We start from the raw sequence: 12,781 nt of genomic DNA on the forward strand, positions 1-12,781 counted from the left end.
TGGGATAGGGGTACACGTAGTAAAGTAAGCTGCTGCATGTAAAGTAAGGTGCATAATAAAAAAAATATATATAAGAGGGTGCATAGCCGTAGAATCGTAGAATCTTAGAATCCGAGCAGAAAAGCCAGCAAATACAAGGGTTTACAAGCAATTGCGTAATAGAATCGGTGTAGAATCCTGTAGAATATTCTATAAAAGTGGGTAGAATTGAGCAGAATAGTTCTATTTTGGTGTAGTGGAAGGAAAAACCCGGCTTAACAGTGGGTAGTTTACTTTGAGATTGGTTATCTTACTTGGAAAATGTAGTTAAAAGTAAGATTGTAGTTAAAAGTAACTATCCTTTACCCCAAAAAGTAACCGTGTCCTACCTGACCACGCAAGAACATTCGATGTGGTATCAGGAAAACCCGGATCAGAAAATCAAAGGGCGAAGCCCCGGACAGAGTAAGTACAATTGGTGCTAAAAAGTTTCCAGCGCGGAGCGTTCACACATAGAGGAAAGGCCATGTCCTACCTGACCACGGAAGGGAGATTATATTTCCTATCCCTGACACGTCCTGTCACTCACGTATGCTACAACATATCCTATAATACAATATACTATTATATTATAGTACGTTGTTATGGCTGTTATCAGGGGGAATACTGGAGCTGGCGATCAAAGGAAAGTACCAAATTACCGAGCAAGAAATAAAACTCACCAACACTATACTATCATATACTACTATAGTATAGTACGAACTACGGCGATATTAGAGGAACACCACGCATGAAACTGAACAACTACCTAAGCAAGTTCTTTGATGTTGTAGCGGATGAAGTGGAGAACGATGAAGGTGAAAAAATCCCTTCTCTGTGGCTCTATGAGAAAGGGGAAGACTCTGAACCTGTAGTTATCCTGAAACAAACAGAAAAGCCCGGAGAATGGCGCGTAGGAGATATTTACTCCGCTCTAACGAATGATGCCCGGCTATCCGAAGAGCAGATCAAGAAGCTGGCAAAAGCTGGAATGATCACCAAAAACTAAGCCCCATAATCGGGGCTTTTTATCTGTATAGTCGTTTTATCTTTTTTCTCATCTTTAGATCATGGTTCATTTTGTTTTCCTATGTAAAACATGAAAGGTAATAGATAACAAACCAAAAAATATGGCGACAATAAATCGAGGGTGGTCAATTTTAAAATAATCATCTATATATAATTGCAAATCCGCTTTAGTATAAATAAAATATTTATAGTCATCGGCACTATTTGTTTTTAGATATAGATATGCCAATAACAATGGGTAAATATAACCAACCACACTTATAAATCCACATACTCTAGATATTTCATATAGTATATTTTTCTTCATTGCGCTTCCTTAAAATATATATAAATCCAGTAAAATAATTATTATTGAAAGTATCGAAAAGTAAATTGAAGAACTGATTAAAAAACTTAACGCTGTCTTTCTTTGACTTGAACATAATATTGATATAGCTCCAGCAAACAACCAATATGATAGTATTAACTCTTTACCTATAATATCTAACAGACCATTTTCATGGAACATATTAAAAATAGTATTAACATCATAGCCAAAAACTGAGTATAAGTGCATTGCATATGGTTCATATAATCGATTTATGCCATACCACCAATACACTGTAAAAGTTGATAAGATAGAAGATAATATATAAATAAATAATCTTTCTCTGTTTGTTATCAATCTATTTTTCATTTATTCACCTATTCTTTTTATTTTACACATGACACCACCATTATATTTAATACACTCTATAACATCTTCAAAAGCTAAACATCTACCATGAAAATAAATGGCATTAAAATTTCCTGTGTGGAACTCATTATTATATTCAGGTGCTAACTTACATTTAACATCTAATTCACTGAAAAACTCTTCAAAGATTGGATGGTTAATTTTAGATATTTTTAAAGAAGTGTTATCCAATTCAAAAAATATTTTTAATCTATCATCAGTGTAATCATAACTTAATACTTTGTTTATGTCCTCATTACTAAAATTGTGTTTACTCATATTCGACCATAGATAGCTACAGAAGCGTTCAATAAGAACTTTAAAATCATCTTCGCAAACTAAACTTTGATAACTCCTTTCATAACCAGTGTTGTTCTTATAGTAATGATTTTCGTCTTTATAAAGTTCAATCCACTCTATGAATGGTTCATCTTTGTGAACACCCTCTAAAACTATTACCACCCCACTATTTAAAGTGTAAACGCCTACACCATCATTTAAAACTACATTATATTCTTTATTCATTTAATCACCTCTTCCATTCCTCTATGAAATAGTTCTCGTTAAGTTTAAATACTTCATAACAATACATGAAAGCCTGTTGTGAATTATGTAGATTAGGATAAATAGAATATCCCCATTCACAAAACCTTTCCCAAACGTTTAAACTTTTAAGTTCATTACAAATATCCTGAACGTTATATTTTATATCACTCATATAATAATCCTTTTTAAATGTTTAATAACAGCCCCTTCCGGGGCTATGTTAATCTTATTCATCGTTATCGTTTCTGTCAGCTTCAAGCATTTCTAAAACCTGCTCACAAGCATCATATTCATCTGCTACATCATCAACAGCTAAAGAGTCATTGATAAGATATAAGTTAGCTTTTAAAACATACTCTTTTAACTCTTCTTCTGTATCAAAATAGTCATGACCATAATCATGGTTCATGCCATAGAAAGAAATTAGAACGCTGCTATAAAAACCGTCAGTTCCTAAAGAATCAATAGAGCTATCTAAATAATCTTTGATATAATCAACGTTGTCATATTTAATAAAGTCTTCTTTATCAAGATCTGATATTGCTTGATAAATATAATGCGCTAAAACGTTTGTTGTTATTGTTGCTACTTCAAGTGGGTTATTTAATTTCATAATACTTCTCCTTTTGTTTGTTTATATTAAATAAATAACGTACTATCCGACTAATAGCAAATTTAAAACAGTATTAATTATCAATTTTGTCATTTAATCGGATAGATGGAGGAAGTAGAACGATATGATAAATAAAAACCTCATTTAAGAGGCTTTTATAATGGTTATTTATCGGGAATGTTAATAATTAATATCACATTTTCATTTTAAGCGGTGATTTATTTTTTAAATCATTATCTCTTAAATCCATTGCCTGAGTTAAAAACTCTTTAGCTTTTTTATTTAATTCATTTTTATCGGATAGGTTTTCAAACTCAAACGAACCAATCCTTTTATGCCATTCCCCATCATATGAACCATCATCACTTTTTAAATCGAGTGTTAATGTATCGAACTTACTTGTTAAACTTTCATGTTCTACTTTGTGTGATAACTCATAATAATGTGGTTTACCATCTATAACCGTATCGACTTTAGATAAAACTTCTTTTGGGCTTTCATGTTCTTGTCTTCTTCTTAGTTCAAGAAGATCTCTAAAATCATTCAATTTATCTTTATTGCTTTGAAGATTAGATATGCGCCACGCTTTTAAATCCTTTTCCCATTTGGGGGAAGAAAACTTTGATTTAAATGTTGCCATGTTTTCAGGATGAACTTTAACAAGAATACGTCTTTCTTCTGGAAGCTCTACCCATGATGTCTTGTAGGGTTCTATCGTATCAGGTAAAGCCTGAGCCTGAACGCTATCACTCACTTGCTCTTTGAGTGTTGCCATGTAGTCATTTACCCACGGTTTAAGCTCTTCCAGCTCGTTAGAGAGCGTTTTAAGTGCTGTAAAGCCCGCTTGCTTCATATCAACGTCTAAAACTGTTTTACCGTCTTTAACCTTTACAGCTACTGAATAGCCGCTTTCGTTAAGCTTATCCCTGACTTTAAATCTAACTGCTGTATTCTCAAGAAAAACATCAACATTAGAACCAATGGTTTCTTCACCTGAAATAGCAATTATGGATAAATCTTCTCTTGGCGCATTGTTAACAATAGTTTTATAACGATATACTAAGCTATTATTAAGTTCTTCATATAAGTTGCTTTGTAATACTTTCTTTTCTTCGTACTCTTTAGCCTGATCCATGTATAACAACATATCTTCAATGAATGGCTTTTCTGCTTCTGTTCCTTCTAATAACTTTAATGTTTTGTTGAGGTTTACTGGTTTTATTTTCATAACACTTCTCCTTTATTTGTTTGTGTTATTTAAATAACTACCATAAATAAATCAAATTTCAATTTAATCGGATAATATAAATTAGTTATCAGACAGGCGGGATAGGTAGACACAAAAAAAGCATGAGAGAAAACTCTCACGCTTTATGTACTTATAAAATGAGTTATATATTTACGACCACGAATCTTTAATATATAACATTTGACAATAATTTTTAAATAGGACTTCTAGTTTTTTATAACTCTTTAATTTATTACTGTCAAGTTGAAGAAAAGCCCTTCCGGGCTTTCTTTATAAACGTTTCTTTATGGCACTTTCTTTTAGATTAGATTCCAGTATTACCATGAGTTTTTCACGCTCTATATAAGCTATCAGCTCATTAGCTAACTGAGTGTTGATATTTCTACAACCTTCAAGATTGAAGTTGCCATAAATTATCCTGTTTTTGATTTGAGGCATTTCATTCATGAAGATACTAATCATTGCCTCTTGCCCTTCTATTTTTAAAATATGGTCTAATAAAATGAGGGCTTCACCATTTGAAAGTTTATTTGCTCTTTCTCTCATTTCTTCAATCATGGTTTTCTTTTTCATATTTTTCTCCTTGTTGTTATGTTCGTAATAATTATTATCCTGTAAAATTTGCTTTTTCAAATTTTTTTTATCAAGCTGCTTGTTTTATTGCTTCATCGATACATGAATAAAAACTTTCAACAGCGTCTATTAAGCTTGGGAACTTAACCAGTTCATTACCTACAGAAGCTATAAACATAACTTCACCTTCTAATCCTTGTTTATAGTCAACAGGTATAATGCTTACTTCATAAATACCTCCACAAAATACTACTGATGGATAACCGTTATCCGTTGTATAAAGGATCTCGCAGTTTTCTTCTTCATATCTTTCATTCATGAAGTTTTTCAAAATTATGAGGGTTTGAAGTTGGTCAATGTAGCTTTCAGTTTGTATATATTTTTTCATGGTCTTTCTCCTTTTTTTGTTTGATGGATATTCAGTATTTCCTTTTCCGATTAAAAGCAAATTAAAAGTACGATTATTTTTAAAAAGATAGATGAAGGGAATACTTCAACCAATAAAAAAGCCCCCATAACGGAGGCTTCTTATCTTTAACTGTTTTTATTAATCTTTTTCAAATACTGCGCCCTGATAAACCACACCCTGTTTTACCTTTTCGATTTTAAATGTCCATGATCCTAAATCCTTGTTCTGCGTTCTGGCAATGTATACAGGCTTTTTGCTTTCATCCCATTCTTTAACGTTGAAAACACCATCACGAAACTTGATAACATCCTTCTGAACATCGAGCTTTACGCCATACTGCTTGTTCACGTAGCTACCATAAATTCCATCATCACCACACCCGGTAAGGAAGGAGGCCAGCCCGATCACGCATACCGCCAGAAGCTTTTTCATTCTAAAACCCTCTTATGTTTTAAAAGTGGTCAGAAATGCACCATCAACGGCGTGACCGTATCAATTAAAACTAGATTTATCAATTAGTTAATTGCTTTTATGTATGATTTTAGAACAAGCCCCGACCGGGGCTATGTCATGCTGCGTCAGTAAAGACTATCACTGAGCTGGTAGAGGTAAACCCGGAACAGAATGAAGCTATATCATTCACGCTGGAAGCGGCTGTTATCTTCGGACTATAGGAAGTGTTGGTTATAGTGCGGTAAATCGCTCTGCTGGCGCTTACAAGCTCTATACAGGCATCAGGTGGTACGTTGTAGTAGGAAACATCATAGAAGTCATCTGAGCCGTTATGAGGCGTTATGGTGAGCTTTCCCCCGTAGGCGTTCACGAACGAGCCTGTTCTATCGGTCATAGAGGACGGTAGAGCCTTTGAGCTGGTCAGCATAGTATTGGCCTCAGCTATCGTTGGCCTTGTCGTCAGAATGGCATTCATCGCTTTACTGATACTCGCCAGATCATGCGTAGCCCGGTTTACCCTGTTATGCGCCTGAACCTTACCATAGACATAGAACGTAGCCGCCACTACGCCTGTAGCCGGCAAGAACTAACAACAGCTCTATGAGACTAAACCCTTTGTTAAATCCTTTTCTCATGAATTCACCTTATATAGTATTTGGTTTCATGTTCTTTTTATTTGTTTTTATACTCGTGAATATATTTCTTCCAACAAAATAAACAAAGGAAAGCAATGTTGAGAAATATAAAACCTTTAAATAATAAACAAACATCAAACTAATAAATATGTTAATGTCTTTGGATATTACACCGGAAACGAACATCAGTGCTATCAATGTAATACCAACCTTTATTAAGGATTTGAAATATAATTTAAACTTAATGCTTCTCCTTATGTTTTTTACTACGAATGTTATAAATAAAGCAACAATACCGAAAACTATAGCCGTTGATAAAAACTCTAATATACTCATGATTAACTCCTTTGTTTAATTATTTGATTGATGTTATTTACGCTGTCATAAACATACATTTCCTTTTTCGCTATAAGCTCATTCAAAGCATAAATGGTTAATGCTGGTAGAGCTTTACTTAAAGCAATGTTTCCTGTTTTTTCTTTTAATATATCTATTACTTCTTTACTCGCTACTATTGATACATATTTACTTTCTGGGTTAAAACTTTTATCAAGCGATACAATATGTAGGCTACCTACATCGGTATCGTTTTCTGTAAAATGATAACCATCTTCTAAGAATGAGATATTTAAAACCTTACTTTCACTAACAAGTTTTTCTATTGCCCATTTACTCAACTGAGAAACAGCAAGAGATCTTGAGTTTTTAGATATATGATTATCTATAAAATCCAACTGATTTTGTGTTAACTTAATAAGTGTTTTGACCGTATTATCTTGATCTAATCTTCTTCTTATACATTTAAATGCTAACTCCATAATACCCTCCTATATATTATAATTATACTTATTATATAAAATAAGAATTGTCAATATTAGCATCAGTGTTTTTAATTATTAACGCTTTGTTGTTTTTCTCAAGCATAAATAATGAATATTTAATAACGCCCAATATACCAACACTATAAGAGATATTGCCTGAAGCTTCTTTTAACCTTTCTTTTAAATCTTTATCCATTCTAATACTAAATGATTTGCTGCTTTCCCTTTGTATCTTTGCTTTGACATTTATAAAAGAATTACCATTTGTTTTATCATGTTCAATAAAATGTATATTTCCATTAATGTTTTTTATTTCTATTGCTTTGTTTTGCTCTTTTAGTTTGTTTAAACCATGATTTAATAATCCAATAATTGCAATATCTAAAGCGCCAGAACATTTCTGTTTCAGTAAGCTCTTAATATCGTCTGTCATTCTAATACAAGTGTATGCTGTTTTGTTTTTAAACTTAGCTTGATTAATAACAAACACTCCAGAATTTAAATCTTTTTCTTCTATTGTAATACTATTCATAAATATCTCCTTTTTTGATTGATGTTATTATTATTTAAGTTATTAAATTTAATATGTCAATTATTTAATATACATATTGACTAATATTTTAATTACTGTATTTAATTAATAACATTTCAACAATAATTATAAGGAATGGAATTTAAACAATATAACAAAGGAGATTTTTATGAATAAAATAAAGATGCTTGTTTTTAGCATTTTATTTACTGTGCTGTATTCGGCACAAGCACAAGCGGCAAACTATTATAGTTTGACTGGAGATAAAAACTTTGTGCTAAATGCTTTTGATAAATATTTTAATCCATCAATTGTAGGGATAATCGGAACCTTTTTAGATTTTTATGGGCCAATATGTTTAATGGTAGCTGCTATTATTGCTGCCTACATTTTGATTGTTGGAACAGTGACAACCGCTCATGAAGGTGAGATGTTAGGTAAAAAATGGTCATCATTATGGGTTCCGATACGTGCTCCGTTAGCTGTTAGCTTGCTATTGCCAGTTAGTAATGGATGGGCTGTTATTCAGCTTATAGTTATGGCATTAGCTGTTCAAGGTACAGAATGGGGGGATGCAGGATGGAAGAAAATAGCCCCTTCTTTAATAACTGACAGCACTTATATATCCGTGACGAATAAAACAGCTATTCGCCAACTCGTAGTTAATACCTTATATTCTGCTGCTTGTGTGAAAATAAATAATGATGTAGCAACTAAGGCATTACAAAAATCTGGTGTGAAGTTATATGGATTTATGGATGCCGCTAATTTTAAATCTGATTCAGGTTCCAATAAAATGATTGGTTATACCTTCGGCTATCCAGATGGAAACGCATTTTCAGGTTATAAAGCAGATAAATGCGGAAGTACAAAAATGAAGCTTCTTAATGAAGATAAAATGCCAGATCCGGGTTCATTATTAATAAACACGAACGGGATAGCGATGAATGTTCAAAAAGCTCAGATAGCTGCTAATGCTGCTTTAGTATCTGGTGCTATGGCATATGCTGAAGCTAACTTGAAAGACAGGTCTAAGACTATTGATGTTGAAACATTAAACAAACACATTGATCTTATGACTAATGCTTATGCTCAAATTGTTCAAACTGCTGCTGAAGCTGCTATGAAAGATGCTGTTAATCAATCACAGGTTGATAAGTTAACAGAAGCTGGATGGACTTATAGCTATGCGTTTTATATGAGAATAACAACGGCTGCGTCTTCTGCTAATGCTGCTTTAAATAACTTCCCTATTTCCTCAGCAACATTGAAAGAAGAAGATTTTAAATACAATACATGGGGTGAGGTTTACAGTAGACTTGATAAAGTAAGAACGTTATTGAATGCTACTAATAAACTCAATTCTAACCTTTCTGATGAAGGTGATAATGATGGGTTATATCAAAAAGCCATAGGGATTATAGGTGGTAATTTAGGTGTGTTTGGAACTCAAAAAGCTGATACAGCAAGCTTGATGCCTTTAACAGTTTCGGCAAATATTGGTGAGCATGTTATATATGGCGTAGATGCTATGTTGGTGGCTTTAACTGTAGGTTCTATGTTAGGTAGCCTTCCTGTCATTGGTGGCGGTATACAAGCTGTTATTGGTCTTCTTTCAGGAACATTTACATCTTTCTTCGTTCCTCTTTTGGTTGTAGGAAACATGTTAGCACATGTTATGCCTATGATGCCTTATATCATTGGTTTCGGTTGTGTTATAGGTTATTTCGTTCTTGTCATTGAAGCTTTATGCGGTGCTCCACTTCTTGTAGTGGCTTCAATAACACCTGATCAGGATGGTGTAGTTGGTAAACAAGGACAAGGTTATATGTTGCTTTTATCCTTATTGCTTAGACCTGCCTTAAACGTGGCTGGCTATGCGGCTTCATTTGTAGCGATGAATATCAGTTTTGAATATATAAACAGTACGTTCTTTGCTGCTGCGAGTGATGTGGAAGGAGGATTCTTAGGTATTCAAAAAGGTATAACCATGATTGTTATATATTGTGTATTAACGCTTTCAGCTACATTAGCATGTTGTAAGTTAATGCATTTATTACCTGACACTATCTTTAAATGGATAGGCGGGGCTTCTTCAACTGTTCTTGGCATGTTATCTACTCATGCTGAATCAGGTATGTTAAAAGCACAGGCTGCTGTTGGGGCAAGCATGCAAATGGCAACGGCTGGTCAAAGTGGTTTGATCAACTCAGCTAAAAGCTTTGGTCAAACTTTAGGTGATAGATTACAACCACAGCCTAATAATACTGCCACTAATGGAGATAATGGTGAAGGTTCAGGTGAAAGTGAAGAAAAATCAGAATCATCAAATAATAAACCTAAAGATACCAGTGTAGATTTACAGGATTTTAATAAATAAAAAATAAATTAAAATAAAAGCCTCTTTTTAGAGGCTTTTTTATTGACAAGCATTATTAATATTTGTATATAAAATAATATACACTTTACAAAGGAGAATTATTATGTTTATTGAAAATAAAAACAAAGAGAAAAAGAAGTTAACGCTTGGTAGAATTGCTGCTGCGCCATTTATAGGAACTGCGAGATTATTTACAGCGCCTTTTGTTTTACCTTATAAAGTGGGTAAAAACATTGTTAATGCTGTTCAATATGCTCATGGTGATCCGTGTAATAAACGTACCTTTGAAGAATGGTATGTTATTAAAAACTCTAATGAAGGAATTTTACAAACAAACTACAGAAAATGCGCCTCAATAGCTTTATTAACATTGATGCTAACGTGTGTTGCTCTGTTCTTTGGTTTTAGTTTTATGACAAGAGCTGATTTAACAATTCCATTAAGGATGGTTCCTTTTACCGCTGCGCTTGTCGGTTTTGCCGGGTATTTCAATCTTATCGTTAATGCTTATTGCCTTAAGGCAAGAACTTTTGAGAATAAACTTAATGTCTTCAAATCCATTGAAGACATTATACCTAACCCTTTTTATGAATTCACTTCTTGTGTGAAAGATAAAAACAATAACAGTAGAAATGTTCCAGTTATGTTTTATCCGAAAAATAAAAAATAATTTGATATCCATTAAACAGTACGCTAATATTTAAATCATCAAATGCGAGGAGATGAAAATGTTAAACTTATATATTGATTCATTACTGAACTTATCAACAGTGTTCTACGGTATTCCGTTGTTAGTCCTTTCGGCGTTAACTACGGTTGTTTTAGGTTTCGTGGTGTTTTATCCACTTGGTAAAATGATGAATACTAACGCTTATAAAAGCTTTCCTGTGTTTCATATGATGCCTGTAAACATCTATGCTTTTAAGTTGATTGTAGGTTTTCCAGTGAGCATGGTTGTATTCTTAACGTTGGGTATCACTATTCTTTCTTTCGTCAACGTTCTGATTAAAATCTTCATGTAAAAATAAAATCCTCGCATAAAAAGAAACCCTCTTAATGAGGGTTTTTTATTTTATTTCATTCTTGTTGGTATTCTTGCGTTGTAGACAGGGGCTTGAACAGGAACAGGGGCTTGTTCATGGCTATGTCCGGGATTTTCAATATCTTTATCTATATCCTTTTTTTTGCTTTCCTTCATACCGCCAAAAGGCATAAAACTATCTAACTTTTTCGCTTCATGAACTTCTTTGAAAAATCTGGCTTGTTCTTCTGATGATGGCTTTACTACCAAACCCGCTCTTGTTGCTTCTTCATATGCTTCTTCAAGGAAAAGCTGATTACCATCAAAACTAATGCTGCTCCATCCTTTAGCTTTAGCCATTAGAGTTAATCTTCTTGCGGCTAAGGTTCTATCCTTTGTGGCAATTGATAATCCCTGCGCATCTTCTTTAAGAACAGATTTATCAACAAAATGTATGCTTCTGCTATTGGTGTTATTAACTATTTTTGAAAGTGAATTCCCAAACATGGTTTTTATTTCATGTTCTGGTACAAAGTTAACAGGAGCATGAGAAGTAGCTGAAAATGTTTCCTGTAGTTTTTTTGTCACTTTTTCAATAAAACTATTCCCCGCATAGCGATTACTAAAGCGATCCAGTTCGTCAGTATCCACTTTTGGTTTAGCTTTCTGTTTTGTCTCTTCTGCTTTACGCATGGTGAACGTATCAAGCCCTGAAAGATCCAGTGGCTTAGGTTCTGGCTTGAACTTTGATATGTCCATACCTTCCGGTTCTACTGGAGCTGCAGGAGCCTGCTTATCACTTACGGCCTTAGCCAACTTTGCTATGTCGTCGTTCGTCATAAGAGAGGGAGCTACAGGAGCTGGAGTCGGGGCAACGTCTTCTTGTATGTCAAACTCATTAAAGACGTCTGAAGCTTCTTCTGTGAGCTGTTTAAAGGGATTGTCTATCTCGATGCCAGCTTGCTTATGTAGGCGCTGATGTAAGGCCAGTTCTTCGGTCTTTTCTTCATGGAGGCCAGAAAGATAAGCATGGTCTTCCTGTAGCTTTACCATAACAGGATCTAACTCTTTAATACCTGCTTTCCTCTTCTGTTCTATCTCTGACATTAGAGATGTGGCCATGTCGTCAACGGCCTTTAATGCTTCTGTTGGATCAGCAATGAAAGCTCTATCAAACTTATCTAAAAATTGTTCATTCATATATAACTCCTTGTTTTTAATTGTGATTTCTTAGTAAAAATAAATACTATACTATCATATACTACTATATACTATAATGGTCAACGTAGCCCCGATGATAAGTGTCGGATAACTGATTAAACGGATGAGGTAGAACAATTATGTTTGCTATGAGCGTGTTCAATTTGAAGGGAGGGGTTGGCAAAACGACCCTTAGCCTGAATCTGTGCGGCTATTTTGCTTCCAAAGGTCAGTCAACAACGTTAGTAGACTTTGACCCACAGGGAGGTTCACTTACATGTGCAGCCTTTGCGATGAAGAACGGTAAACCTCTACCGTTTGAAGTGACCCGTAAACCGAAGGTAGCAACCGACTTCATGATCTTTGACCATGCGCCGGGTGTAGACAGCGGCGGTCAGTTAGCGCCATTGGTATTGGTACCAACCATCCTCGATGCTTCCAGCTATTCAACCACTCTAAAGAGCATTGATAACCTGAAAGAAATGAACAAACCTTTCATCCTTGTTCCAAACCGGGTTGAAGTTCAGAACAAAGAGCAAATGGCTCTCTTGAAGAAACTCGAAACGTATTCAGAAAATCTTGGCTAT

Annotated in this window: 17 protein-coding genes; 4 read left to right on the forward strand and 13 right to left on the reverse strand. The window is 34.2% G+C overall.

Features of this window, described 5'->3' with window-relative positions; all coding sequences use genetic code 11:
* The first annotated feature begins 769 nt into the window (after positions 1–769).
* Positions 770–1,027: a hypothetical protein gene (locus HMPREF3138_RS15690; RefSeq protein WP_001708376.1), complete on the forward strand. Its 258-nt coding sequence runs from the start codon at positions 770–772 to the stop codon at positions 1,025–1,027.
* A gap of 66 nt (positions 1,028–1,093) precedes the next feature.
* Here the strand turns inward: HMPREF3138_RS15690 and HMPREF3138_RS26400 are convergent, their stop codons facing one another.
* From HMPREF3138_RS26400 to HMPREF3138_RS15725, 12 genes are all read right to left on the reverse strand, one after another.
* Positions 1,094–1,354, reverse strand: coding sequence for a hypothetical protein (locus tag HMPREF3138_RS26400; RefSeq protein WP_024172948.1), 261 nt, complete (start codon positions 1,352–1,354; stop codon positions 1,094–1,096).
* A gap of 369 nt (positions 1,355–1,723) precedes the next feature.
* Positions 1,724–2,287, reverse strand: coding sequence for a hypothetical protein (locus HMPREF3138_RS26405; RefSeq protein WP_085674757.1), 564 nt, complete (start codon positions 2,285–2,287; stop codon positions 1,724–1,726).
* Positions 2,288–2,534: 247 nt separating this feature from the next.
* On the reverse strand, positions 2,535–2,921 hold the full coding sequence (locus HMPREF3138_RS15695) for a hypothetical protein (protein WP_070559150.1): 387 nt from the start codon (positions 2,919–2,921) through the stop codon (positions 2,535–2,537).
* Positions 2,922–3,114: 193 nt separating this feature from the next.
* Positions 3,115–4,149 (reverse strand): hypothetical protein, encoded by a 1,035-nt coding sequence (locus HMPREF3138_RS15700; RefSeq protein ID WP_070559152.1) that lies wholly within the window; start codon positions 4,147–4,149, stop codon positions 3,115–3,117.
* Positions 4,150–4,440: 291 nt separating this feature from the next.
* Positions 4,441–4,743, reverse strand: coding sequence for a hypothetical protein (locus HMPREF3138_RS15705; protein ID WP_053232787.1), 303 nt, complete (start codon positions 4,741–4,743; stop codon positions 4,441–4,443).
* A gap of 70 nt (positions 4,744–4,813) precedes the next feature.
* Positions 4,814–5,131 (reverse strand): hypothetical protein, encoded by a 318-nt coding sequence (locus tag HMPREF3138_RS15710; protein WP_024172950.1) that lies wholly within the window; start codon positions 5,129–5,131, stop codon positions 4,814–4,816.
* Positions 5,132–5,290: 159 nt separating this feature from the next.
* Positions 5,291–5,584 (reverse strand): hypothetical protein, encoded by a 294-nt coding sequence (locus tag HMPREF3138_RS15715; protein WP_042195018.1) that lies wholly within the window; start codon positions 5,582–5,584, stop codon positions 5,291–5,293.
* A 136-nt stretch (positions 5,585–5,720) separates the two neighbouring features.
* Positions 5,721–6,170: a type 4 pilus major pilin gene (locus tag HMPREF3138_RS27500; protein ID WP_371326906.1), complete on the reverse strand. Its 450-nt coding sequence runs from the start codon at positions 6,168–6,170 to the stop codon at positions 5,721–5,723.
* A complete protein-coding gene (locus tag HMPREF3138_RS27505) occupies positions 6,142–6,240 on the reverse strand; it encodes a pilus assembly FimT family protein (RefSeq protein WP_083301490.1) in 99 nt (32 codons plus the stop codon). Before HMPREF3138_RS27505 ends, HMPREF3138_RS27500 begins: the two co-directional genes overlap by 29 nt.
* Before the next feature lie 9 nt (positions 6,241–6,249).
* Positions 6,250–6,576 (reverse strand): hypothetical protein, encoded by a 327-nt coding sequence (locus tag HMPREF3138_RS15720; protein WP_070559154.1) that lies wholly within the window; start codon positions 6,574–6,576, stop codon positions 6,250–6,252.
* Between the two features lie 2 nt (positions 6,577–6,578).
* Positions 6,579–7,058 (reverse strand): hypothetical protein, encoded by a 480-nt coding sequence (locus HMPREF3138_RS26410; RefSeq protein ID WP_042195012.1) that lies wholly within the window; start codon positions 7,056–7,058, stop codon positions 6,579–6,581.
* Positions 7,059–7,089: 31 nt separating this feature from the next.
* A complete protein-coding gene (locus tag HMPREF3138_RS15725) occupies positions 7,090–7,593 on the reverse strand; it encodes a hypothetical protein (protein ID WP_024172954.1) in 504 nt (167 codons plus the stop codon).
* Positions 7,594–7,762: 169 nt separating this feature from the next.
* On the opposite strand from HMPREF3138_RS15725, the gene HMPREF3138_RS25655 reads away from it, so the two are divergent.
* Together HMPREF3138_RS25655 and HMPREF3138_RS26415 are read left to right on the forward strand one after the other, a co-directional pair.
* On the forward strand, positions 7,763–9,973 hold the full coding sequence (locus HMPREF3138_RS25655; RefSeq protein WP_083301491.1) for a DotA/TraY family protein: 2,211 nt from the start codon (positions 7,763–7,765) through the stop codon (positions 9,971–9,973).
* Positions 9,974–10,076: 103 nt separating this feature from the next.
* Positions 10,077–10,643, forward strand: coding sequence for a hypothetical protein (locus HMPREF3138_RS26415; protein WP_139145158.1), 567 nt, complete (start codon positions 10,077–10,079; stop codon positions 10,641–10,643).
* A gap of 402 nt (positions 10,644–11,045) precedes the next feature.
* Here HMPREF3138_RS26415 and HMPREF3138_RS15740 read toward each other — a convergent pair whose 3' ends face one another.
* A complete protein-coding gene (locus tag HMPREF3138_RS15740) occupies positions 11,046–12,194 on the reverse strand; it encodes an LPD7 domain-containing protein (protein ID WP_070559160.1) in 1,149 nt (382 codons plus the stop codon).
* Between the two features lie 140 nt (positions 12,195–12,334).
* Between HMPREF3138_RS15740 and HMPREF3138_RS15745 the strand changes: the two genes are divergently transcribed.
* Positions 12,335–12,781, forward strand: a 447-nt coding sequence (locus HMPREF3138_RS15745) for a ParA family protein (RefSeq protein WP_070559162.1), incomplete at its 3' end; no start/stop codon positions are given.

Origin of the sequence: Serratia sp. HMSC15F11, assembly GCF_001808215.1 — a bacterium.
In the GTDB taxonomy this organism is placed as follows: domain Bacteria; phylum Pseudomonadota; class Gammaproteobacteria; order Enterobacterales; family Enterobacteriaceae; genus Serratia; species Serratia nevei.

What these genes read in the sequence shown, in the direction of transcription:
- HMPREF3138_RS25655 (WP_083301491.1), top strand. Translation starts at nt 7,763, where the DNA reads ATGAATAAAATAAAGATGCTTGTTTTTAGCATTTTATTTACTGTGCTG.
- HMPREF3138_RS15725 (WP_024172954.1), bottom strand. Translation starts at nt 7,593, where the DNA reads ATGAATAGTATTACAATAGAAGAAAAAGATTTAAATTCTGGAGTGTTT.
- HMPREF3138_RS15740 (WP_070559160.1), bottom strand. Translation starts at nt 12,194, where the DNA reads ATGAATGAACAATTTTTAGATAAGTTTGATAGAGCTTTCATTGCTGAT.
- HMPREF3138_RS15700 (WP_070559152.1), bottom strand. Translation starts at nt 4,149, where the DNA reads ATGAAAATAAAACCAGTAAACCTCAACAAAACATTAAAGTTATTAGAA.
- HMPREF3138_RS26400 (WP_024172948.1), bottom strand. Translation starts at nt 1,354, where the DNA reads ATGAAGAAAAATATACTATATGAAATATCTAGAGTATGTGGATTTATA.
- HMPREF3138_RS26415 (WP_139145158.1), top strand. Translation starts at nt 10,077, where the DNA reads ATGTTTATTGAAAATAAAAACAAAGAGAAAAAGAAGTTAACGCTTGGT.
- HMPREF3138_RS15710 (WP_024172950.1), bottom strand. Translation starts at nt 5,131, where the DNA reads ATGAAAAAATATATACAAACTGAAAGCTACATTGACCAACTTCAAACC.
- HMPREF3138_RS15705 (WP_053232787.1), bottom strand. Translation starts at nt 4,743, where the DNA reads ATGAAAAAGAAAACCATGATTGAAGAAATGAGAGAAAGAGCAAATAAA.
- HMPREF3138_RS15715 (WP_042195018.1), bottom strand. Translation starts at nt 5,584, where the DNA reads ATGAAAAAGCTTCTGGCGGTATGCGTGATCGGGCTGGCCTCCTTCCTT.
- HMPREF3138_RS15695 (WP_070559150.1), bottom strand. Translation starts at nt 2,921, where the DNA reads ATGAAATTAAATAACCCACTTGAAGTAGCAACAATAACAACAAACGTT.
- HMPREF3138_RS15720 (WP_070559154.1), bottom strand. Translation starts at nt 6,576, where the DNA reads ATGAGTATATTAGAGTTTTTATCAACGGCTATAGTTTTCGGTATTGTT.
- HMPREF3138_RS15690 (WP_001708376.1), top strand. Translation starts at nt 770, where the DNA reads ATGAAACTGAACAACTACCTAAGCAAGTTCTTTGATGTTGTAGCGGAT.
- HMPREF3138_RS27505 (WP_083301490.1), bottom strand. Translation starts at nt 6,240, where the DNA reads ATGAGAAAAGGATTTAACAAAGGGTTTAGTCTCATAGAGCTGTTGTTA.
- HMPREF3138_RS26410 (WP_042195012.1), bottom strand. Translation starts at nt 7,058, where the DNA reads ATGGAGTTAGCATTTAAATGTATAAGAAGAAGATTAGATCAAGATAAT.
- HMPREF3138_RS26405 (WP_085674757.1), bottom strand. Translation starts at nt 2,287, where the DNA reads ATGAATAAAGAATATAATGTAGTTTTAAATGATGGTGTAGGCGTTTAC.